The following is a 19925-nucleotide window of genomic DNA, read 5'->3' on the forward strand; positions in this document are numbered from 1 at the left end:
AAGGCGATGGATGTCGACGTGGTGGGGCGCATGCTCTCGACGCTGCCGGAGAACGACGATCACCCGTATCGCACCGGGCCGTGGCGCCCGCAGTCCACCGAGTGGGACGCCGACGACCTCGAGGTGGTGGCCGGGGAGGTGCCCACCGATCTGGACGGGGTGTACCTGCGCAACACCGAGAACCCGGTGCACCCGTCGATGCGCATCTACCACCCGTTCGACGGCGACGGCATGGTGCACGTGGTGGGCTTCCGTGACGGACACACGTTCTACCGCAACAGGTTCGTCCGCACCGATGGGCTGCTCGCCGAGCAGGTGGCGGGCCGAGCCCTGTGGGCGGGGTTGGCGGAGAAGCCGTCGCTGAGTGAGCCGGAGCAGGGGTGGGGGGCTCGCCGGGCGATGAAGGATGCGTCGAGCACCGATGTGATCGTCCATCGCGGTACCGCGTTGACCAGTTTCTACCAGTGCGGCGACCTGTATCGGGTGGATCCGATGACGGCCCGCACCCTCGGCAAGGAGCAGTGGCGGGGCGCGTTCCCGGCGCACTGGGGTGTCTCGGCGCACCCGAAGGTGGATCCGCGGACCGACGAGTTGCTGTTCTTCAACTACGGCAAGCAGGCCCCGTACATGCACTACGGGGTGGTCGATGCGTCCAACACCCTGGTCCACTACGTGGACGTGCCGCTGCCGGGGCCGCGGCTGCCGCACGATATGGCCTTCACCGAGAACTATGCGGTGCTCAACGATTTCCCGATGTTCTGGAACCCCGAGTTGCTGCAGCGTTCGGTGCATCTGCCGCAGTGGCATCGGGACATGCCGTCGCGGTTCGCGGTGATCCCGCGGCGCGGCGGCACCGAGGCGATCCGGTGGTTCGAGGCGGAGTCCACGTACGTCCTGCACTTCGCCAACGCCTACGAGGAGGGCGACGAGATCGTTCTCGACGGGTTCTTCCAGGGTGATCCGGAGCCGCTGGACAACGGTACGGGCGATGCGTGGCAGCGCGCGTTCCGCTTCCTCGCCCTCGACCGTCTGCAGACCAGGTTGCACCGGTGGCGGCTGAACCTGGTGACGGGCGCGGTGCGCGAGGAGCAGCTCAGCGAGTCGATCACCGAGTTCGGAATGATCAACGGCGAGTACGCCACCCGCGCGCACCGCTACACGTACGCCGCGACGGGTAAGCCGGGCTGGTTCATCTTCGACGGGCTGGTGCGGCACGACATGGTGACCGGCGCCGAGCAGCGCGTGCAGTTCCCCGACGGGGTGTTCGGGAGCGAGACCTCGATGGCGCCGCGGGTTGGCAGCACGGCTGAGGACGACGGCTACCTGATCACGCTGACCACCGACATGGGTGCCGATGCCTCGTTCTGCCAGGTCTTCGATGCAGCCGACATCACGGCCGGTCCGGTGTGCACGCTGCGGCTGCCCGAGCGCATTTCTTCGGGGACGCACTCGACGTGGGCGCCGGGCGCGGACCTGCGGCGCTGGCAACACACCGACACCGCCGCGGAGGCAGTGGGTTTGTGACGGCGGACCCCCATCATGGGGTGGTGATGGTGCGCGCGGGTGTTCTGGACGTTGCGGTGGAGCGGTACGGCCCGGCCGGTGGGCGGTCGGTGGTGCTGCTGCACGGCTTTCCGTACGACGCGCGCAGTTATGACGACGTCGCTCGCTTGCTCGCCGAGGCGGGGTTCGACGTGGTGGTGCCGTATCTGCGGGGTTTCGGGCCGACGCGGTTCGTCGACCAGTCGGTGATGCGCTCCGGCCAGCAGGCGGCGTTGGCGCACGATCTGCGGGAGCTGATCCTCGCGCTGGGGTTGGACCGGCCGGTGCTGGCCGGGTACGACTGGGGTGGCCGGGCGGCGTGCATCGTGGCGGCGGTGTGGCCGGAGTTGGTGTCGGGGTTGGTGACGGTGTCGGGGAACCTGATCCAGGACATCGCCGCGGCAGGTGCGGTGCCGGCGCCCCCGCACCTGGAGAAGCGGTACTGGTACCAGTACTACCTGCATTCCGACCGGGGACGGGCCGGGTTGGCGGCGTATCGGGCGGAGTTCGCGCAGATGTTGTGGGCGCAGTGGTCGCCGACGTGGCGGTTCGGTGATTCCGAATTCGCCGCTACCGCAGGCTCGTTCGACAACCCCGATTTCGTGGACGTGGTGGTGCACTCCTATCGGCACCGCTACGGATTGGTGGCGGGTGACCCGGCGTACGAGGCCACCGAGGAGGTGCTGGCGGGGCGGCCGGTGATCACGGTGCCCACCATCGTGATCGAGCCCACCGAGGACACCATCGCCGCGCTGTACGGGCGGGTGGAGCACTCCGCGTCGTTCCCGCGGTTGATGAAGGTGGTCGACTTCGACTGCGGCCACAATCCGCCCCAGGAATTGCCGGGGAGGTTTGCGGAGGTGGTGGCAGAGGTGGGGCGGGGGTGAGGGGTGGTCGGGGTGAGCCGCGCGGTGACAGACTGGCTGCTTATCCGCAGCGAGGAGTCCGGCCATGGCATCGAGTCCATAGTGATCGATACAGCCGCGATGTACGCCATCGCGGTCCGCGCCCCGGCCCTGCTGCCAAGAGCAATACCGGTGCTCGACTACTCCCACCTCGTCGCGAAAGCCGCCCACGCAGTCACCAGGGCCCGTCAGCGGGTCAGTGGGATCAACCCTCCCCGAGTGGACGTCGGCTGGACCCGAAATGGGCGAACCGGCGGTCGGCGCCTCGTTCAGTTATCAGACGTGCACGTTCGTACAGCCACGCATGAGAACTCAGGAAATTTCTCGGCACGCCGTTTACGCACATACTCCCCCACTGCGGAACCCAAGCAGAGGAGTTACCTCTGCAAAATTATCGAAGGTATCGGTGGCGTGAACCAATTTGGCCATCAACCGACTGTTGAGTCAAACTCCAGCGCCCGAATGGAATTACGGTACTAGCTCCCCACCTGTTCAGTGAGAAGCTAGTACCGTTGGCTTTAGTTCAGCAGCGGCGCGACACAAAGCCTTGATTGTCCCAGGGCCTCGCGGAAAACAACCATGCGCTACAGAGCCCCTGACGGTAGTACACGCCAGCAATGGCGGCGATTCCCATGCGCGCAGCCATGAACGCGGCGGCGGCCGGATTGCTGGGGGGTAAACCACCAGGCGCAATGCCAAAGCTGATCTTCTGCGTTTCATTTCTGTCGAACAGGACGGCGGCGCGCCCCCATCCGAGCTGTGCAGGCCCTTGGACCGTGTACGCCTCTGCAACAGCTGGCTGCGCCAGCCCGCACACGGCAAAGGCCGCACACATCACCACCAGGCCGTTGACGGTCCGGGCCCGGATACTTCGCACAACGGACCTAGCTCGCCGTGGCGACTCCACATGACTGACATTCGTGGTTCACATTGTTGCTCCTCTCTCATCGATCGCTGATTGGTGCGGGGTCAAGAGTATGGCTGCGCCCACGGGATCTGCAGTCAGCCGAACGCACTACATATAGCCAGCAACTCGGCTCGAATTACTGTGGCGGTTGGCTTCGACGGCGATCGATAGGGCAATTTGTTTTCCGTCCGAAGGTTAAATATTTTGCGATCTAGCCAAGATGCGGGCGGTGATAGAGCGGCTCTTCGACTTTAACCGACTCTTCTTGATTCAGAGTGCATCGAGGTGTGTGGCGAGTTGGCCTGAGTGGCTGAGGGACCGCAAGATGTAGTGGTTGAGATTGCGGAATCCCAGGGCGATGCCGCGCAGGTGTTCCAGACGGTCCTTGATCGCTTCGACGGGTCCGTTGGAGGCGCCGGTGTCGAAGTAGGCCAGGATCTCACGCCTTCGTGACCACAACGATCGGCCGAGTTGGGCCAGCTCGGGCAGCCCGGCGGGTAGACCGGCTCGGATTCGTCTGAGTGCCTTGTACATTGCGATTCTGCCGTGTCTTTTGTTCGGGTGGTGGTAGGCGGCGATCAGCTGCTGATACACCGCGTGGGTGACCTCGACGGCGAGGTGCTCATCGTGGGCGTCGAGACCCGCACGCAGCCGTGCGACCTGTTTCTCGGTGAGCAGTCCGGTACGGGTGAGCAGGGTCCGCCGAATCCGGTACAGCGGATCACCGGCCCGGCCTCGGTGCCCACACGTGTCCTGTTGGATGCGTTGACGACACAGGGTCAGTTTCTCGGCCGCGAGGTGCACGACATGGAACGGATCCATCACTGCGGCCGCCTTGTCCAGAGACTCGGCGGTGGCGGTGTGGTAGCCGGTGAACCCATCCATCGTCACTACCCGGATGCGGTCACGGAATGCTTGATCCCGCGCGGCGAGCCAGTCGGCCACCGCGGCTTTCGATCGTCCTGCGACCATGTCGATCAGCCGGGCCGGCCCGATACCGTCGACGACGGGTGTGAGATCGACGAGCACCGTCACGAATGCTGAGTCACCCTCGCCTCGACCGTGTTTCCACTTGTGTTCATCCACCCCGAGGACCCGCACCCCCGCCAGATGCCCGGGTGCAGCGATAATCTGACGGGCCGCTGTGGTGGCGAGAGAGTTGACGGTGTTCCACCCCAACCCGACCGCGTTGGCAACCGATGTCACGCTCATCTTGTCCAGGACCATCGCGCGCATGATCCACCTGGTGGTGCGGCGGGTCACCTGCGATTTCGGTGCCACGATCGCAGAGATGTCAGCCCGGAACACCGACGTCGCACAACTGTCGGTGGTGCAGGTGTAGCGCGGAACCTGCAGGTCTAGCCGGGTCGGATGACCCACGATCGGAAGGTCAGCGACCTCACGATCAGCATGATCACGCAACCGCCCCGACGCCCCGCACCCCGTGTCAATGGCCATGTTGATGTCCCCGGTGGTGGCCAGGTGAAAGTCCCCGGCCCCGCGTGAGGTTTCGGTGAGTGAGGGGCGGTCCTTTCGGTGTTGGGCGTCTTTCATGCGGTAGGACTCGCCGCCGGTGACGACGATGGTGGCGTGGTGGAGCAACCGGTCGAGGATCGAGGCGGCGGTGGTGTGTTCGGGGAGGAAGCGGCCCCATTGTTCGAACGGCCAGTGTGATCCGATCGCCAGGCTGCGGCGTTCGTAGGCGCCGGCGACGAGGCGGAACAGCAGTTGGGTGCCGGTGTCGTCGAGAATGTGCTCGCGCCGCGTCGATGGTGATCGATTGTGGCCCGGCCACAGTGTCGAACAGGCTCCGTAGATCCGGTGTCGCCACGTCCGGGTCGAAGGTCGGCGTCGGGGCATGAGGTTCGACACCCTCTGGCACCACTCGCACGTCGCCGATCGTGTCCGATCCGACCCCCAGGAGAATGGTGAAATGGTCGTCCTCGGACGTCTTCATGCCGGCCACTACGCCGGACAGCCTGACCCCCTCGGGCAACAAACCTGCGAAGAACGGCGGCACGCTGCCTGCGCCCGCGGCGGTGTCGTCGTCCGTGATCGGGATGGACCACGCAACGGCTCGAGCATCGGGTCTACTCAGGTAGTCGTCCGCATACCGGAAACGCACCTCGTCGCCCGATCTGATCAGCGCCCCGGCGCGAATGTCGCCCTTGTAGACGTCGGCCACATCGACGGTGCGTAGATCGGTAGGCGGGCTCACTGGTCATCCGGTTCGACGACGGTTCCTGCCCGCGTGACCAGTGACAGCTCGCATCCCAAGGCGTCCGCAACGGCGCGGACCCCGTCCAACTGAGATGTCTCCTTGCCGCCCTCGATGGCCTGCACCGTCGACCGGCCGACACCGGCCAGAAGCGCCAGCTCGGATTGAGTCATGCCGAGGTCGTGCCGCCGAGCAGTGAAGGACCTGGCCAGTCGACTGGTTTGCGTGCGGCGAGACTTTCGAGGTGATGCCAATGGAGTTCCAATGCTTGCGTGAGCAGACTTAACGAAGCCTACCGCCGCGGATCGGCTATATCCAGGCCTTAAGCATCGGTACTCACGCTTAACTGCAATCGCGCGGGACGGCCAGCCGAGAGCTCGTCTTAGGCATGCGGTCCAATGCTTAGCGATGCTCGGCGCGATCCGACCGACCCCGATCTGCAACGCCTCGTCCACCGCGCCGAGCGTTCCGCGGACGAGATCCCTGTGTGCGTCGTCGCCCAGCGCCAACGAGCACCCTGTCGCAGCAATCAAGGTGGTCCCGGGCGTCGTCGAACGACCCCTCGGCTGCCCGGCCATGACGGTGGCGGCAGGCGTGTAGGCGTGGCGCGTTGATTGTTCTCTCTTGGCGGTGCGAACAGGAGAGGCACGCGCCACTTCGGGACCCGTCGCTGACAGCGGTGAGCGCCGAGCAGGTCGGTCTCATGTCAATCGTTCTCCGCGACCGCATCGTCTTCGAGCTCGTCAGGTTCGAAGTGAGCCGAGTCCTCCTCTGCAAGACCTTGGTCGACGTCACGCTGGACGTTCTTGCCGATGGAGGCTTCGACGAGCTTGCACAGGCTCTCGCGACGGGCGTTGAAGAAGGCCTCGAAGTCGTCTGTACGCAGAATTCCAGCGGGCACGAGGTGGGTTCCAAGCAGCTCATCGAGGCGCGGCGATTCGACCTTCGCGCCCGGTGACGTCAGGAGTTCCTGAACCGAACCCCTGGACGAGCCTGTTCGAAGCGCGCGTGGTAGCCGGCGACTTCAAGGGCTACCACAACCTCGGGCACTGCTATTCGTCGCTCGGCAACCTGACACCAGGCGCGTACGCTGCGACGTGCACCCACACTGACCAACCGGTCGAGGGTTGCGAGATGCCCTGTCTTTCCCCGTGGGTCCAGAGCAGTGGTGGCGAGGTACCGACACGTCAGGGCCGCCTGCTCGGTCGGGAAGTGGTCCGGTGTTCGTTCACTTCATTCCACGGGAAGAATCACGTACCGAGGGAATGTCCGTGCCGGGTGAAGTCCTCCCGTAGGAGGATGTTGAAGCCGACGTGGGCGCGCACCATGCTTGGTATGAATGTCATCGCTTTGGAACATGTTCAGAAGCGTTTCGGGCGGACCGAGGCGGTGTGCGACGTGTCGATGCACGTGCGGGCGGGGACCGTGTACGGGCTGCTCGGCCCGAACGGGTCGGGGAAGTCGACCACGCTGTCGATGATCATGGGGTTGTTCACGCCATCCGGTGGGTCCATCGAGATGTTCGGCAAGCCTTGGAGCCGAGACTGTCTGGGTCGTATCGGGGCGTCGATCAACGGCCCGGCGCTCTACGGGCACCTGTCGGGGCGCGCGAATGTGAAGGTCCATGCGGACCTGCTCGGGCTCGGTGACGCCGAGGTGGACTCCGTTGTCGAGATGGTGGGGCTGAGCGATGCGGCAAGTCGTCGGGTGAGCAAGTACTCGACCGGTATGCGCAGTCGGTTGGCCACGGCGATCGCATTGGTCGGCAGTCCCGAACTTGTGATCCTGGACGAACCTCAGAACGGACTCGACCCTGGCGGTATCCGGTTCATGCGCCAACTCATGCGAACGCTCGCCGATTCGGGTTCGACCGTGCTCTTCAGCAGTCACCTGCTCACCGAGGTCGCCGAGACCGCAGACGACATCGGCGTTGTCGTCGCCGGGCGTACCCGGTTCGAGGGCACCGTGGCTCAGTGTGCGCCCGACGGTGACGTCGAGCGGGCCTACTTCTCGCTGTTCGACGACGACGAGCGGGCGCAGGCGTCGTGACTACAGTCGGCTCGCGCGAGGTAGCCCTGTCGTCCTATCTGGTGGCGTCACTGCGTATCTGGCTGCGATCACCGCTGCTGCGGATGCTGATCGCCGGGATGGTCTTCATGGTTGCCACGTGCGGATTGCAGTTCACCACCGGTGAGCACCTGTGGCAGGACGCACTTGCTTTTCTGAACCTGTGGGTGGTGGCGGCAGGACCGTTGTTCGTCGCGCTGACGGTCGGCTACCTCGCGCACATCGAGCGCACCGATCGCAGCGGCGGAATCGACCTGCGCAACATCGGGCCCCGGCACCGCCTGGTGGGGCGGTCGCTGATGGCGGTGGTGTTCTCGACCCTGTTGCACGCCAGCGCCATCGGCGTCTGGTTCGGTGTGAGCAGCGTCGCGGTCGACGGCGCGTCGGTGTCGACGGCGCTGACGGTCGCCCTCTCGCTGTCGGTGTCCTACCTGTGGTTCTGCGTGGCACTGTCCTTCGTCAGCACGTTCGCGCCGGTGGTGGGAACCGCTGTCGTCGGAGTGGGCACCGTCGTGATCGGGGTGGCGGCATCGGAGTCCGATCGGTGGTTCCTGATCCCGCCGACCTGGATGCTGCGTTCGGTCCTCGGGGTGATCGGCACTCACACCAACGGTACGTCGCTCGCCGGTGACCCGCTGCCGGCCGGACCGGTCCCGTTCGTCGGATCGATCGTGCTCGCCGTGGTCCTGCTCGTCGTCGCGGGGCCGTTCGCGGCCACCGGGCGGCGCGGTCGCGAACGGCCGGAGTCGCGCCACACGACAATCCCGACTCGTGCGGTACGGCGCCGCGTCGGTGGCACCACCGGTGCTGTGCTGTCGATGGTGAGTGGTTGGACCATCCCACTGCTCGCTGTGCTGGCGGTGGCGTTCACCGCGCTGACCCTGCGGTGGCGGCCGGTCTCCGACTCGGCCGAGATCTTCGGTCTCCTGGTGTTGCCGATGGGGTGCACTGTGTTGTCCGCACTGTGGGTTGCACGCGTTCGTGTGGCGGCGCGTGCCGTGGCCTGTCGGCCGCCGGTCCCCGAGGTGATCGGGATGCGTTTGATGGTCCTGATGCACCTCGTCGTTGTTGTGATCGCTGTGGCCGTCGGGGCCATCTTGGCCTTTGGCGGTGAGTCCGTCGGAGAGGCGTCGAGGCAGGTGATCGTCTTCGCGGTGGTCGGCTCGGTGCTCGTGGGTCTCACGGCCCTGGCGGCCGTGCTGCTCGGGACGATCGCAGCGTGCGCGTTCGGCGTGATCGGGGTGATCTTCGGTGCGCTCGTGGGGGGCACCGATCTGTATTCGTCGGTGGGCACGGTCAATCCGTTCGCGTGGGCTGCGCACCCACTCGATGCCGACCTCGCTGTGCTGGTGCCCGCGTCACTGGCGGTTGCGGCAGTTACTTCGACCGTCGCCGCACGCCGCCTGTACTCGGTCCGTCGCCGGTGACGACCGGTCCGCGGCGGCGCCGGGCCGCCGACCGATGAGGAGGCCACCTGCAATACTTCCGCAGTGGAAGTGGAAGCGATGACAGGGTCCTGAGGTGCTGCCGACACTCGCGCGTTCGGTCCCCGTGTGGGACGCAGTGCTGTGTGCGTGCGCACTTCCCCTTGTCCTGGTCGCCTGGTACGCGACCATCGTCTCCGGATCGCACCCGCACGCGGTCGTCGCCTCCGTCGTCTACACCGTCGTCGCGGCTGCGGTTGCGTTCCGACGCACCCACCTGCTGACGTCCTTCGCCGTCACCTACCTCGCCTTCGCCGTCCTCGTGCTCAGCGGTTCGGGCACGGCACTGGGTGTGTTCCCGCTGATCGTGTGCGTGCCGCTGACCATCTGCGCGGTGACTACCTGGGCCCCGAGTCGGTGGCCGGGGTGGGCGGCGACCGCGACCGCCGCCGCCGCGAGCCCGTTGAGCCCAGCGGTCGCCATCACCGCGAGCAAAGGCTGGTCCATCGGGGCGCACGTCGGGATCATCGCGGGGTGCTACCTGTGGGCGAGTCGGCGCCGCATCCAGAGGCAGGCGCGCGATCGAGAACGTGATCACGACGTCCGGTTCGCGCAACTGTCCGAGCGGCAGCGCATCGCCGCGGAGCTCCACGACGGGCTGGGCCACACGCTCACCGCGATCCGGGCGAAAGCTGCAACAGCGGAGGCGACGTCGGCCACACACCCCGACCGCGCGGCAGATGCCCTCCGGGTGATCTCCGAACTGTCCCGGAACTCTCTCATCGATCTCCGGCGGACGCTGGGAGAGTTGTCCCAGAACGGTGACGACGACCGCTCACACGACGTCGCATCGATCGGTGACCTGCTCACACGCGCCCGTCATCTCGGCCTTGCGCTGCGGTGCACGCTGCCCGCCCACACAGATGTCGACGCTATCGACGCCAGGCTGTCGTCGCGAAGCCGAGCAGCGGTGATCCGCACGATTCAGGAGGCGATCACCAATATCGTTCGACACAACCGCCCCGGGGTCGAGGTGTCCATCGCATTCGGGATCCGCCGGCCGTTCTCGCCGGGCGAGACGCTTCTGGTGCGGATCGAGAACGTTCTCGACACGGATGAGGAGCCCTCGCGCGGGAACGGGCTCGGGGTCGAGAACATGCGACGTCGGATGGCTGCACTGGGCGGTGGGTGTACTGCACACCGCGGCGACGACACATTCGTCGTCGAGATCGAAGCACCGACCCTGAGGGGGATGTGAGGTGGGCGAGAACATCCGCGTGGCGGTCGTCGACGATGACGACGTGGTGCGTGAGTCGTTCGGCGAGTACCTCGACACACTCGACGACATCGACGTGGTGGCGACGGCGACCACCGGGCAACAGATCGTCGACATCGCCGAGACCACCCGGATCGACGTGGTGGTGATGGACGTCCGGATGCCGGTCATGTCCGGTGTCGAGGCGACGAAGCGGCTGATCGCCTTGCCGTCGGCGCCCCGAGTGATCATTCTGACGACCTTCAACGTGGACACCTACGTCGAACGTGCCATTTCCTACGGTGCGCGCGGATTCCTGCTCAAGGACTGCTCACCGACAGACCTGGCCAGGGCCGTCCGTGACGTCGCAGGGGGCGGTGTCGCGCTGTCCGAATCCGCCGCAGCACACGTGTTCTCCGCGATTCGGCCGCCGGCGCATACCGACCCACGGGTGGCCGACCTGTCCCGGCGCGAGCTGGAGGTTCTCGACCTGATCGGCGCGGGCCTGTCCAACCGGGAGATCGCCGAGCACTTGTTCGTCGCCGAGACCACCGTCAAAACGCATGTGCGGGCCCTGTTGACCAAGCTCGACTCCCGCGACCGCGTTGCGCTCGTCCGCATTGCGCTGGCTGTGTGAGCCGGCCGCCGGAAACACCGTTCGCCAGGGCACACGATCGCAAGGTCGCCGTTAGGGTCCAGGGCATGAACAGCTTTCGGTCATGGTCGGATCTGAAGCTACGTCCCGCGCTGCCAGACGACTGCGAAGAAATTCTCTCGCTCCGTCACGCAGCGGAGGACTGGTTGGCGGACCGGTGTATCGACCAGTGGCCGGCGCGGGAGGTTTCGCTGGATACCGTGAGAGGGCAGGTGGCCCGCGGGGAGTTCTTCGTCGCCACTCCGGCCTTCGGGTCGTCGATCATCGCGGCGATGAGGCTGCTCGCGTCGGATCCGGAGTTCTGGGACGACGGTGACATGCCGGCCCGCTACGTTCACAGTCTCATGATCGAGCGTAGTTGTGCAGGAAAAGGATTGGGTGCGCGAATGTTGGCGGAAGCGGCCGACCTGGCCCGCGCCGATTGTGCCAAGCTCCTCCGCCTCGACTGCGCCGAGACCAACCTCGCACTCCGCCGGTACTACCGCGCCCGCGGATTCGCCGAGGTCGGTCGGAGGGACGTGGACGGACGGTTCAGCGTGACCCTGTTCGAGAAGACCATTGTTGCGGATTCCTGATCACGGAGTCCTCCACCACGCGCGGTCATCGGAGCCGCCGCCAACGCGCGACGGTTCTCGATCTCGCGTCAGACGGTGATCAACTGGCGGTCCCGCTACACGCAGTTCGGGATCGGCGGGTCGTTCGACGAGGGGCGCTCTGGGCGACCCCGCACCCTGGACCGGGACCGATTGATCACGGTGGCCTTGACGTCTCCGTCGGCGAAGTACGGAGTGACGCATTGGAGTTCGCGGTTACTCGCCCTTCCGGGGCAGCCTAGCATTCTCCTGGTGAGATCACAGTCTCCACCAGACCCGGGTCGTTTCAACATCGACGGTGCGTAGATCGGGTCGCGGGCTCACTGGTCATCCAGTTCGACGACGGTTCCTGCTCGCGTGACCAGTGACAGCTCGCATCCCAAGGCGTCCGCAACGGCGCGGACCCCGTCCAACTGAGATGTCTCCTTGCCGCCCTCGATGGCCTGCACCGTCGACCGGCCGACACCGGCCAGCAGAGCCAGCTCGGACTGAGTCATGCCGAGGTCGTGCCGCCGAGCAGCGAAGGACCTGGCCAGTCGAGTGGCTTGCGTGCGCCGTGACTTTCGAGGTGATGCCATGGGATTCCAATGCTTGCGTGAGCAGACTTAACAGAGCCTAGCGCTGCGGATCGGCTGCATCCAGTCCTTAAGCATCGATACTCACGCTTAACTGCAATCGCGCGGGACGGCCAGCCGGAAGGTCGTCTTAGGCATTCGATCCAATGCTTAGCGATGCTCGGAGAGATCCGACCGAGCCCGATCCGCAACTGCGTCCCGACCGCATCGAGCGCTCCGCGGACGAGATCCCTGTGCGCATCGCCGACCAGCGCCCTCTCGCAACATCCGAGCGCTTCCGCGGGGCGTCGAACGAACGTAGATGTCACTTTCTTTAGTCAACCCGTTCGTGCGGCAACGAAATGCGGTGCCTCACCGGCGCGAACAGCACTGGCAGTGCGGCCAGGCACATCACTGTCGTTGCGAACAGCATCGATGCGCGAGCCCCAAGCGAGTCGCCCAGCCAGCCTCAGGCGGGCGCGCCAATCACGCCGGCAGCGCCAATACAGAATCGGATGCTGGCGGCTACGCGCCAAGTTTGTTCAAGGGGGCACGCCACCCCGATGATCCGCTCCCCGATTCTGTCGGACCCCAACCCTAAGGTTTAACTCATGAGCATCAGTTCCACCATTGTGGAGTCCGCGCGCGCCTCCACGCCGCTGGCATCTTTAGTGAACTCTGGCTGCCAGGCGGTCGGCGGCATCTTCCGTCTCGACTACGCCCGAGCGGTGGTTCTAACCGACGACTGGCGAAAGACCAAGGCCGGCGGGGTGCCTCACGGCGCCTTCCTGCTCGCCGCGGCGGGCACGAACATGGCGGAGGGATTCGCACTCGACGACGAGGAACTAATCCTCCTCCGCGTCAGTGGCACCGCTCCTCTGCCTAACGAGTCCGACCTCGTGCAGACTAGGCTCGCAGTGGTGCGCGATGCCGGAGACTCGGGCAAGGGATTCGACGAGGTCACCGACGAGCTGACCCGCAACGAGCTCCAGCAGTCTGCCTTCGACTGTGACGTCATCGGCACGTTCTACGTCGACCGTAACGAGACGAAGATTCAGTTCGGCTCCGACATCGACAACGTGGTTTCGTCGGCGCGTTACCAGGTGTTCCTGCCTTCGCCTGATGTCCTCTCGTGGATCGCCTCGTATCCGGAGCCGGAAGGCGACGACCTTCTGGCACTCGGGGTCGTCCGCTTCGCATCGACGCGGCGGCGAGCACGTGAATCGGGGACCGACAACGCTGCTGTCCATGTCCATATCGGCGACTTCGTCTCACGCAAGACCGCTGTCTTTGGCATGACCCGCACCGGCAAGTCGAACACGATCAAGACCCTCGTGACCGCGATTGCCACCCAGGCGGCGAATGCCGGGACGTTGGTCGGCCAACTCATATTCGACCCTCAGGGCGAGTACGCCAACGTAAACGAGCAGGACCAAACCGGTCTCCGTCTGCTCGGCGACGAGAATAGGGTCCGGATCTACCGACTCGGCACCGATGGTTCCGATCCGCAAGTCCTTCCTCTGGCAATGAACTTCTTCGACCGGGCGAATTTCGAAGCAGTTGTCGACTTCGTAAACTCAGTCGTCAACGACCAGTTCGGCACCTATGCTTACGTCAAGAGTTTCACGTCGATCAACTGGACGGAGCCGGATCGCGTCGCGGACAAGGGCGACTGGATCACATGGACGAAGGCCGTCCTTGGCATGTACGGTTTACTCGTCGAGTGTGGGATCTCGGGCCAGGCATTCGCTGCGAGTGGGCTCGAGTTCGGCTGGACCGACACGCTGTACCAGGCGTTCAACACTGCGAACCCTGGGCTCGTGGTGAAGGCAGGCAGCAACTACCGCGCGACGACTCCGGAGGCCGCGAAGCGCGTAATGCTCCACATGGCGAACGACGGAAGCTGGAATCAGCGGTCAACCGGTGGCGACACTCCGTTCAAATTCATTGCCGACTTCAACAACCGCGCCAGCGGCAAGGCCGCGATTCGACAGCTGCGCGAGTTCCACTCCACGAGCGCCACGCAGCGTGTCGAGGAGCAGATCTGGAACGACATGCAGGCCGGCCGCTTGGCGATCGTCGACCTTGCACACGGTACGGGCGACGTCTCGAAGACGATCTCCGAAAACACAGTGAATTTCCTCCTTTCCCGAGCGAATGAGCGATTCCGGTCGGGTCAGGATTCGGTGCCCTTCCAGATCGTCGTGGAGGAGGCTCACAACCTCTTCGAACGCGGAGCCAAGGACGTCGCCGGCAATCCCTGGGTCCGCCTGTCCAAAGAGGCCGCAAAATACCAGATCGGCCTCGTTTATGCCACGCAGGAGATAACGAGCGTAGACCAGCGGATCTTGTCGAACACGTCGAACTGGCTCGTCGCGCATCTGAACTCGGACAACGAGACGCGCGAACTTTCGCACTACTACGACTTCAAGACCTGGGCTGAGAGCATCCGCCGCGTCGAGGACCAGGGCTTCGTCCGTATCAAGACCTACTCCGGCAAGTACATCGTGCCGCTGCAGGTGGCCAAGTTCGACCACGCGATGATCAACGCCGCCCGTGCTGCGGCGGGCCTTCCGGCAGTTGAGGCCAAGTAGCGTGCCCTATCCCTCCGAGAGAGCCTCGCGGCTCGGTCATGTTCCCGTCGTCAACAGTCAAGCTGTTCAGGATGCCTTCGCGCGTTGGGAGGTCGCTCGCGCAACTCCGGCCGACGCGAACCGGGTGACGTCACTATGCCGTCCCGTCGAGAAACTCGACAACGCCGGGGTCTCGGATGCCGTTCGGTTCGCCATCACGGTGGACGGCTCGGACACCGAGGTCGAAGCCACGCGCGAGCACCCCACCATCAAGGTCGGCTACGTACGGGTGGCTGCTTCATTCATCGACTTCGCGAAGCTGCACCAGGCGGGCGCCGGCGATTTCGTCGATCCGCACCTGCTGCGCGAGTCGCATCAACACGCGGCGTTCGACCGCGCGCTGCCGGGCTCCGGTCTCGTCATGCCAGGGTGCACCGGCGTGGACACTTGGCGACAAGAGCTCGACCGGTTCTTGCACGAGACGAAGTTCGACCAGGCTTCGGAGCAGACTCTCGCCGACATGCTCCTTGCGCTCCACGGAGCACCGAGTGCCCCGGCGACCACAGCTCCGCTTCGCCGATGCCCCGTGTGCAAGGCCGGCGACGCTCAGCTCTCCGGCGGAAAGATCAACGTTCCGAAGGGCGGCACCGATTGTCCCGAGTGCGGTCAGAGGGTTTTCCTCGGCGACGTGCTTCGCACCGAAGAGGAATACATGCCTGAGGGGTCGAATCGCAGTTCCCTGACGCGGATGATGCTTGTGGCCGAGCGGCTGACCTCGTTGGGCTACATGCAGCTGTTGTTCGAGGACCCGCACAGTTATGACGTCCTTGGGAAGACAATCTTCATCACAGACGGCCCGCTTGGACTGCACGGCACCGTTGCCCCGCTGAAGCGTCGCTTCCAGGACTACCTCGCGGAGTTCGCCAAGCAGTGCGCAGCGAACAATCGCCCCGCTGCGCCCCTCGTTGTGGGGGTCGAGAAGTCCGGCACCTTCGTCGAGCACGCCCAACTCATCTCCCATCTGATCGAGCCTGGACAAGTCATGCTTCTGACGACCGAGTACATAAACCGGATCACGGGACGCCCGGCAAGCAACCCATACGGATCGGACGAGTTCTACGGTCGGCGGTTCATTTACCGCACCAGGAGCAGCGGGATCCTCGTCTTCACGGTTCCTCCGAAGCCCGGCGTCACACCTTACGGGGACCCCGACGGCGAACTCTGGTCGAGCTACCCCACGCTCCGCCCAGTTTGCGAGGTGCTCGACCACGTCCAGACACGGCTCTACGAGAACGCAGTCATCCCGGTGGCACTGGCCCACTCGGCGGCATCGCTTCCCTTAGGTGTCGGCCAGTCGGTGCTCCGAGCACTGGTGCAGCAGTCGCTGGGGTTGCCGACTCGCAGTCAGATTCGTCAGACCGGCCCGTTCGCCGGCCCGCGCTGATCCTCACATCAACGCGTCAGCGACAGAGTTTGAAAGCACGATCAACTCGCTGGCTGAAGTCCGCTTGAGCTCGTCCCGTGTGCCCCGCAGGTGGGCGGAGTACAAGAGCCGGAACTCAGACACCTCCCGTGCCTTGTACAGGGTCTTGATGAGGTCGGCGACGTCGTAGGTCAGCACCCAGTTCGTGTTGGTGTGGCCGTTCAGGACCTTCGCCAGCTCTCGGTGGTCGTCCTCCCTGAAGGCGCTCATGTAGAGCGAACTGCCTTTCTCGACGTAGGGCGGATCGACGTAGGCAAACACGTTCTCCTTGGGGAGATACTCGCGCAGCCGTGCTGCGCCGTCTTGCTTGGTGACGCGTATCTTGCCGCTCAGTTCGGCCAGCTTTTCGATCCGGCCTCGAAGCACGGCCTTGTCGAAACGGGCGTCGATCCTATAAGAGCCCGACTGAGCGAACCCACCGATCACTCCGGCCCCGAGGACTCCGGAACGGCTCGTGCGGTTGAGGTAGAAGGTGGCGAAGCCCAGGGCGAGCGGATCGACGTCGTCATCGTGGCGGCGACGGTAGATCTCGCGTTGGTTCTTCCACTCCTCGATCGTCAACGGGGTTCGCTCCAGGAGACCGAGGAACTCGTCGGAATCCTTCACCATGGCCTTCCAGCAGGCGTGGATCGCGGGGTCAAGGTCGTTGATCACGACCATCCCAACGGCATCCTTGAGGAGGAGTTCAAGGCCGGCCCCCGCGCCTCCGGCGTACGGCTCGACGTAAGTCGGCTTGTCTAGGCCGAGCGCCTTGATGGTGGACTCGAAGAAGCCGGCGAGCGTCGCCTTACCGCCTGGGTAGCGCAACGGACTCGCGTGCGAGCCACGCTTGGCAATGACGTCAACCACGGCGGCTCCCTTCGATCAAGGCTGGACGGAATCCGTTCAAGTCTAGGGAACCTGTCCGACGTAGTCGTCGGCTGTCCAGGTCGGCGCGGTCACTTGGTCACGGCCGCACCGCAGAGAGTCCTTACGTCGCAGAATGAGCACTTCGACTTCTCTGGCTTGGGTGTGAAGTCGCGGTCCTTGAGACCTTGGGCGGCTACCGCGACCTGCGCCTCGGCAGACGCGATATCGGCGGCGGTGATGCTGACCTCGTGCCGGATGGTGGCGCTGAGGTCTTGGATAAAGGCGGCACCAACGGTGAGACCCTCTCGACGGCCGGCATCGGTGTAGACCTGCAACTGCAACGGTTTGAGTTCTTCGCCGAGCGCCGTCTTGTAGTCTACGATGAAGAGGTTGTCAGCCACCCCGTCGTGCTCGTCGAAGACGACATCCGCGCGCCCGCTGACGACAATGCCATCGAGGTACAGCTCGAAGGGACGCTCTGTGGCCCACGTCCGTTGCAGCTCGGCCGTGTTGTCGGTGACATAGGTCTGGATGAGTTTCCTGGCCTTTTCCCGCATCTCCTTGTGGGCTGGCTTGTTGGCGAAGGGAAGGAAGAACTCCGAGTCCATCAGTGCGTCAACCGCAACCGAGTCAGGCACGGTTCCCGTCGCCTTGACGTGCTCGGAGATGGTGCGCAGGACGTGGTGGACGGCGTTGCCATAGCCGATCTCGGATTGCACTGGCGGCATGAAGCCGAGTTCGTTGCGGAGCAGGTAGCTTCGTGGGCACTCCATGTAGGCATCAAGCTCGCTGTAAGAGACGGTGATGCTGGTCGGTGCCTCACCGCGCGGCTCCGCATTGGTAGGCAGGCTGCCGCTGGTGGCAATCGCCTGGGCTTCAAGGATGTAGGGCGACGGCTGCCGCGACTGAGTGTTGACCCGCTGGTGCGAGGAGAGACCTACCCAGTCACGAGCCCGAGTGAGGGCGACGTAGAAGAGACGGCGTTCCTCCGCGTCTGATCCTTCGTAGCGCGCGGCGTCGAAAAGGGTGCGGGGGATCAGCCAGTTCTTCAGCGACCCGGATCTGTCGGATGGGAAGCGCCCCTCCTTCAAGGAGGGCAAGAAGACGACGGGCCATTCGAGTCCCTTGGCGCCGTGGATGGTCCCGAGGGCGACCCCATCACCGAGTATGTCGTTTTCGCCGTCGAAGTCGTCGTAACTGCCGGTCGCGTAGTTCGTCAGGATCAGTGCGAAGTTCTTGTAGAACCACTCGCCACCGACAGCACCGCCGACCTGCTCCCCCGGATTATCCGGATCTCGCCGCGAGCGTCGTGTGACCGACTCGTAATCAGCCATGACCGCTGTGAAGCGTGCGATGGTGCCCAGCCGGTTGCGATGCATCTCGTCTGCGAGGTCCCAGTTGCGGATGCCGAGGAGGTCAGTCAGCTTGTAGAACTCCCCCACCAGGCTAGGTGTCCAGTTTTCATCGTCACGCTTGGACTTCCACGTTTGCAGGTGTGTGCTCAGGGCCTGCCGCTCGTCGTCGTCGAGACCAAAGACGGTTACATAGCGGTCGAGGAGTCCGGACAGATTGACGGCCGCTCGCGTCTTCCACTTGCTCACGCTCCAGTCGACATTGGAGATCCACGCGAACGTCGCCCCAAACACCTCCGCCTCGGGCTGCTCGAACAGGCCGGTGCGCCCGCCTGGCTGGACTGGAATGTTCGAGACCGCGAGGGCATCCAAGATTCGCGTGTACGCCGTCTTGCCACGCACGAGGATGGCGATGTCTCGGTAGCGGACGCCGTCCTTGTGGAGCGCCTCGATGTCGAGCGCGATCGAGTCGGCCTCGTCCTGCTCCATCAGGTGACCGATGGCGATGGAGACCGACGGCCCGGCGGATGGGCGAACTGCGGTCATCTCCTTGTCGATGCGCCCGGGAATGGACTTCGCGAACCCGTTGGCGAGCGCCACGATGTCCGGGCGTGACCGACGGTTTACCAACAACTCGAACTTCGACACATTGGGGTAGCGAGTCGCGAAGGCGACGATGTTCGCCACATGCGACCCGCGCCACTGGTAGATGGCCTGATCGTCGTCGCCCACCACTACCACTTCGGCCGAGCCTTGAGGCTTCGCGAGCAACTCGATCAGGCGCTCCTGAGCCGGGTTCACGTCTTGGTACTCGTCGACGATCAAGTGCTTGAGATCGGCCGTCACTGCCGCGTGCACAACACGGTTTTCGAGCGCACGAACGGCCTCGACGATCTGGGTGCCAAACGACATGAAGCGGTAGTTGTCGAGCATCATGTAGTACTTCACGAGCGCGTCCTTGAAGGCACCGTCGGGGATGACGTCGAAGGCCATGTATTCGTTCTCGACGACATCGACCGACTGCTGGAACTGCTCAATGCCAGAGAACACTCGGTTGCGCTGGTCGAACTGACGGAGGCCCAGTCGGTTCGCCTCGCGGTACAGGAGGTTGGTCAACTGGTTGGGGTCGAGCGGGGTGTAGGTCTCGAACCTCGGCACGTAGGTCTGGAGGAGGCGGAAGCAGTAACCGTGGATGGTGCCGACGTACAAGTGCCCCAGCTTGTCGGTCGCGGACGGCCCGAGAAGGGCAACCGACCGCTCTCGGATGCGTTCCTTCAACTCCTCGGCGGCCTTCTCGGTGAATGTGAACGCCACGATGGACTCAGGCTGCTCGCCGTCTTTGAGGAGCGAGGCCACACGCTGGGAGACGACCTCGGTCTTACCCGAGCCGGCGGCCGCGATGATCTGCACATGCCCATCCCGGTGAGCGACCGCAGCCGCCGCCTCGCCTTCGAGGACCGGGATCGCGGCGGAGGATTCGGCTGACATCGCTCAAGGCTATGTGAGCAGCCCGGCCTCCCTCTACAACTCGTCGGTGCCTGCGGCTAC

General features: G+C 64.6%; 16 protein-coding genes and 3 pseudogenes. 11 read left to right on the top strand and 8 right to left on the bottom strand.

All coding sequences use genetic code 11. The features are described from left to right. The first annotated feature begins 6 nt into the window (after window positions 1-6). The 3 genes from ACY48E_RS15285 to ACY48E_RS15295 are packed head-to-tail and all read left to right on the top strand — an operon-like array spanning window position 7 to window position 2927. Window positions 7-1524: a carotenoid oxygenase family protein gene (locus tag ACY48E_RS15285; RefSeq protein WP_462873081.1), complete on the top strand. Its 1518-nt coding sequence runs from the start codon at window positions 7-9 to the stop codon at window positions 1522-1524. Continuing rightward, complete coding sequence (locus tag ACY48E_RS15290) at window positions 1521-2429, top strand: alpha/beta fold hydrolase (RefSeq protein ID WP_462873082.1); 909 nt, start codon at window positions 1521-1523, stop codon at window positions 2427-2429. Before ACY48E_RS15285 ends, ACY48E_RS15290 begins: the two co-directional genes overlap by 4 nt. Before the next feature lie 24 nt (window positions 2430-2453). Next, entirely contained in the window at window positions 2454-2927 is a 474-nt protein-coding gene (locus ACY48E_RS15295; RefSeq protein ID WP_462873107.1) for a transposase, read from the top strand. A 43-nt stretch (window positions 2928-2970) separates the two neighbouring features. Here ACY48E_RS15295 and ACY48E_RS15300 read toward each other — a convergent pair whose 3' ends face one another. From ACY48E_RS15300 to ACY48E_RS15320, 5 genes and pseudogenes are all read right to left on the bottom strand, one after another. Further along, window positions 2971-3324, bottom strand: coding sequence for a hypothetical protein (locus tag ACY48E_RS15300; protein WP_462873083.1), 354 nt, complete (start codon window positions 3322-3324; stop codon window positions 2971-2973). A gap of 300 nt (window positions 3325-3624) precedes the next feature. Next, window positions 3625-4794, bottom strand: a pseudogene (locus tag ACY48E_RS15305) (ISL3 family transposase); the annotation flags it as partial. 90 nt (window positions 4795-4884) lie between these two features. Further along, a pseudogene (locus ACY48E_RS15310) lies at window positions 4885-5103 on the bottom strand (ATP-binding protein); the annotation flags it as partial. Window positions 5104-5248: 145 nt separating this feature from the next. Then, window positions 5249-5572, bottom strand: a pseudogene (locus ACY48E_RS15315) (HipA N-terminal domain-containing protein); the annotation flags it as partial. Then, a complete protein-coding gene (locus tag ACY48E_RS15320) occupies window positions 5569-6150 on the bottom strand; it encodes a helix-turn-helix domain-containing protein (RefSeq protein ID WP_462873108.1) in 582 nt (193 codons plus the stop codon). The gene ACY48E_RS15320 and the pseudogene ACY48E_RS15315, both read right to left, overlap by 4 nt. 101 nt (window positions 6151-6251) lie before the next feature. Between ACY48E_RS15320 and ACY48E_RS15325 the strand changes: the two genes are divergently transcribed. From ACY48E_RS15325 to ACY48E_RS15350, 6 genes are all read left to right on the top strand, one after another. Next, window positions 6252-6530 carry a hypothetical protein gene (locus tag ACY48E_RS15325; RefSeq protein ID WP_462873084.1) on the top strand — a complete coding sequence of 93 codons (279 nt, stop codon included), beginning with the start codon at window positions 6252-6254 and terminating at the stop codon, window positions 6528-6530. 377 nt (window positions 6531-6907) lie between these two features. Next, window positions 6908-7621, top strand: coding sequence for an ATP-binding cassette domain-containing protein (locus ACY48E_RS15330; protein WP_462873085.1), 714 nt, complete (start codon window positions 6908-6910; stop codon window positions 7619-7621). After that, window positions 7618-9066 (top strand): ABC-2 family transporter permease, encoded by a 1449-nt coding sequence (locus ACY48E_RS15335; RefSeq protein ID WP_462873086.1) that lies wholly within the window; start codon window positions 7618-7620, stop codon window positions 9064-9066. The genes ACY48E_RS15330 and ACY48E_RS15335 overlap by 4 nt, the downstream gene beginning before the upstream one ends. 94 nt (window positions 9067-9160) lie before the next feature. Beyond that, window positions 9161-10321 carry a sensor histidine kinase gene (locus ACY48E_RS15340; protein ID WP_462873087.1) on the top strand — a complete coding sequence of 387 codons (1161 nt, stop codon included), beginning with the start codon at window positions 9161-9163 and terminating at the stop codon, window positions 10319-10321. A gap of 1 nt (window position 10322) precedes the next feature. Next, entirely contained in the window at window positions 10323-10955 is a 633-nt protein-coding gene (locus ACY48E_RS15345; RefSeq protein WP_462873088.1) for a response regulator, read from the top strand. A gap of 164 nt (window positions 10956-11119) precedes the next feature. Beyond that, window positions 11120-11548 (top strand): GNAT family N-acetyltransferase, encoded by a 429-nt coding sequence (locus ACY48E_RS15350; protein WP_462873109.1) that lies wholly within the window; start codon window positions 11120-11122, stop codon window positions 11546-11548. 338 nt (window positions 11549-11886) lie between these two features. Here the strand turns inward: ACY48E_RS15350 and ACY48E_RS15355 are convergent, their stop codons facing one another. Next, entirely contained in the window at window positions 11887-12144 is a 258-nt protein-coding gene (locus ACY48E_RS15355) for a helix-turn-helix domain-containing protein (protein WP_462873089.1), read from the bottom strand. A 587-nt stretch (window positions 12145-12731) separates the two neighbouring features. Here ACY48E_RS15355 and ACY48E_RS15360 point away from each other — a divergent pair. Further along, the gene (locus tag ACY48E_RS15360) at window positions 12732-14714 is read left to right on the top strand and encodes a helicase HerA domain-containing protein (RefSeq protein ID WP_462873090.1); all 1983 of its coding nucleotides are present in this window, start codon (window positions 12732-12734) and stop codon (window positions 14712-14714) included. Between the two features lies 1 nt (window position 14715). Next, window positions 14716-16137 (top strand): hypothetical protein, encoded by a 1422-nt coding sequence (locus tag ACY48E_RS15365; protein WP_462873091.1) that lies wholly within the window; start codon window positions 14716-14718, stop codon window positions 16135-16137. A 3-nt stretch (window positions 16138-16140) separates the two neighbouring features. Here the strand turns inward: ACY48E_RS15365 and ACY48E_RS15370 are convergent, their stop codons facing one another. Both ACY48E_RS15370 and ACY48E_RS15375 read right to left on the bottom strand, forming a co-directional pair. Beyond that, complete coding sequence (locus ACY48E_RS15370; protein ID WP_462873092.1) at window positions 16141-17025, bottom strand: DNA adenine methylase; 885 nt, start codon at window positions 17023-17025, stop codon at window positions 16141-16143. 89 nt (window positions 17026-17114) lie between these two features. Continuing rightward, entirely contained in the window at window positions 17115-19865 is a 2751-nt protein-coding gene (locus ACY48E_RS15375; protein WP_462873093.1) for an ATP-dependent helicase, read from the bottom strand. Window positions 19866-19925: the final 60 nt, after the last annotated feature.

The organism is Rhodococcus sp. AZ1 (assembly GCF_054979605.1).

Excerpts from the sequence above, each read along its gene's own strand:
- ACY48E_RS15320 (WP_462873108.1), bottom strand. The coding sequence starts at position 6,150 with ATGGCCGGGCAGCCGAGGGGTCGTTCGACGACGCCCGGGACCACCTTG.
- ACY48E_RS15285 (WP_462873081.1), top strand. The coding sequence starts at position 7 with ATGGATGTCGACGTGGTGGGGCGCATGCTCTCGACGCTGCCGGAGAAC.
- ACY48E_RS15375 (WP_462873093.1), bottom strand. The coding sequence starts at position 19,865 with ATGTCAGCCGAATCCTCCGCCGCGATCCCGGTCCTCGAAGGCGAGGCG.
- ACY48E_RS15360 (WP_462873090.1), top strand. The coding sequence starts at position 12,732 with ATGAGCATCAGTTCCACCATTGTGGAGTCCGCGCGCGCCTCCACGCCG.
- ACY48E_RS15330 (WP_462873085.1), top strand. The coding sequence starts at position 6,908 with ATGAATGTCATCGCTTTGGAACATGTTCAGAAGCGTTTCGGGCGGACC.
- ACY48E_RS15355 (WP_462873089.1), bottom strand. The coding sequence starts at position 12,144 with ATGGCATCACCTCGAAAGTCACGGCGCACGCAAGCCACTCGACTGGCC.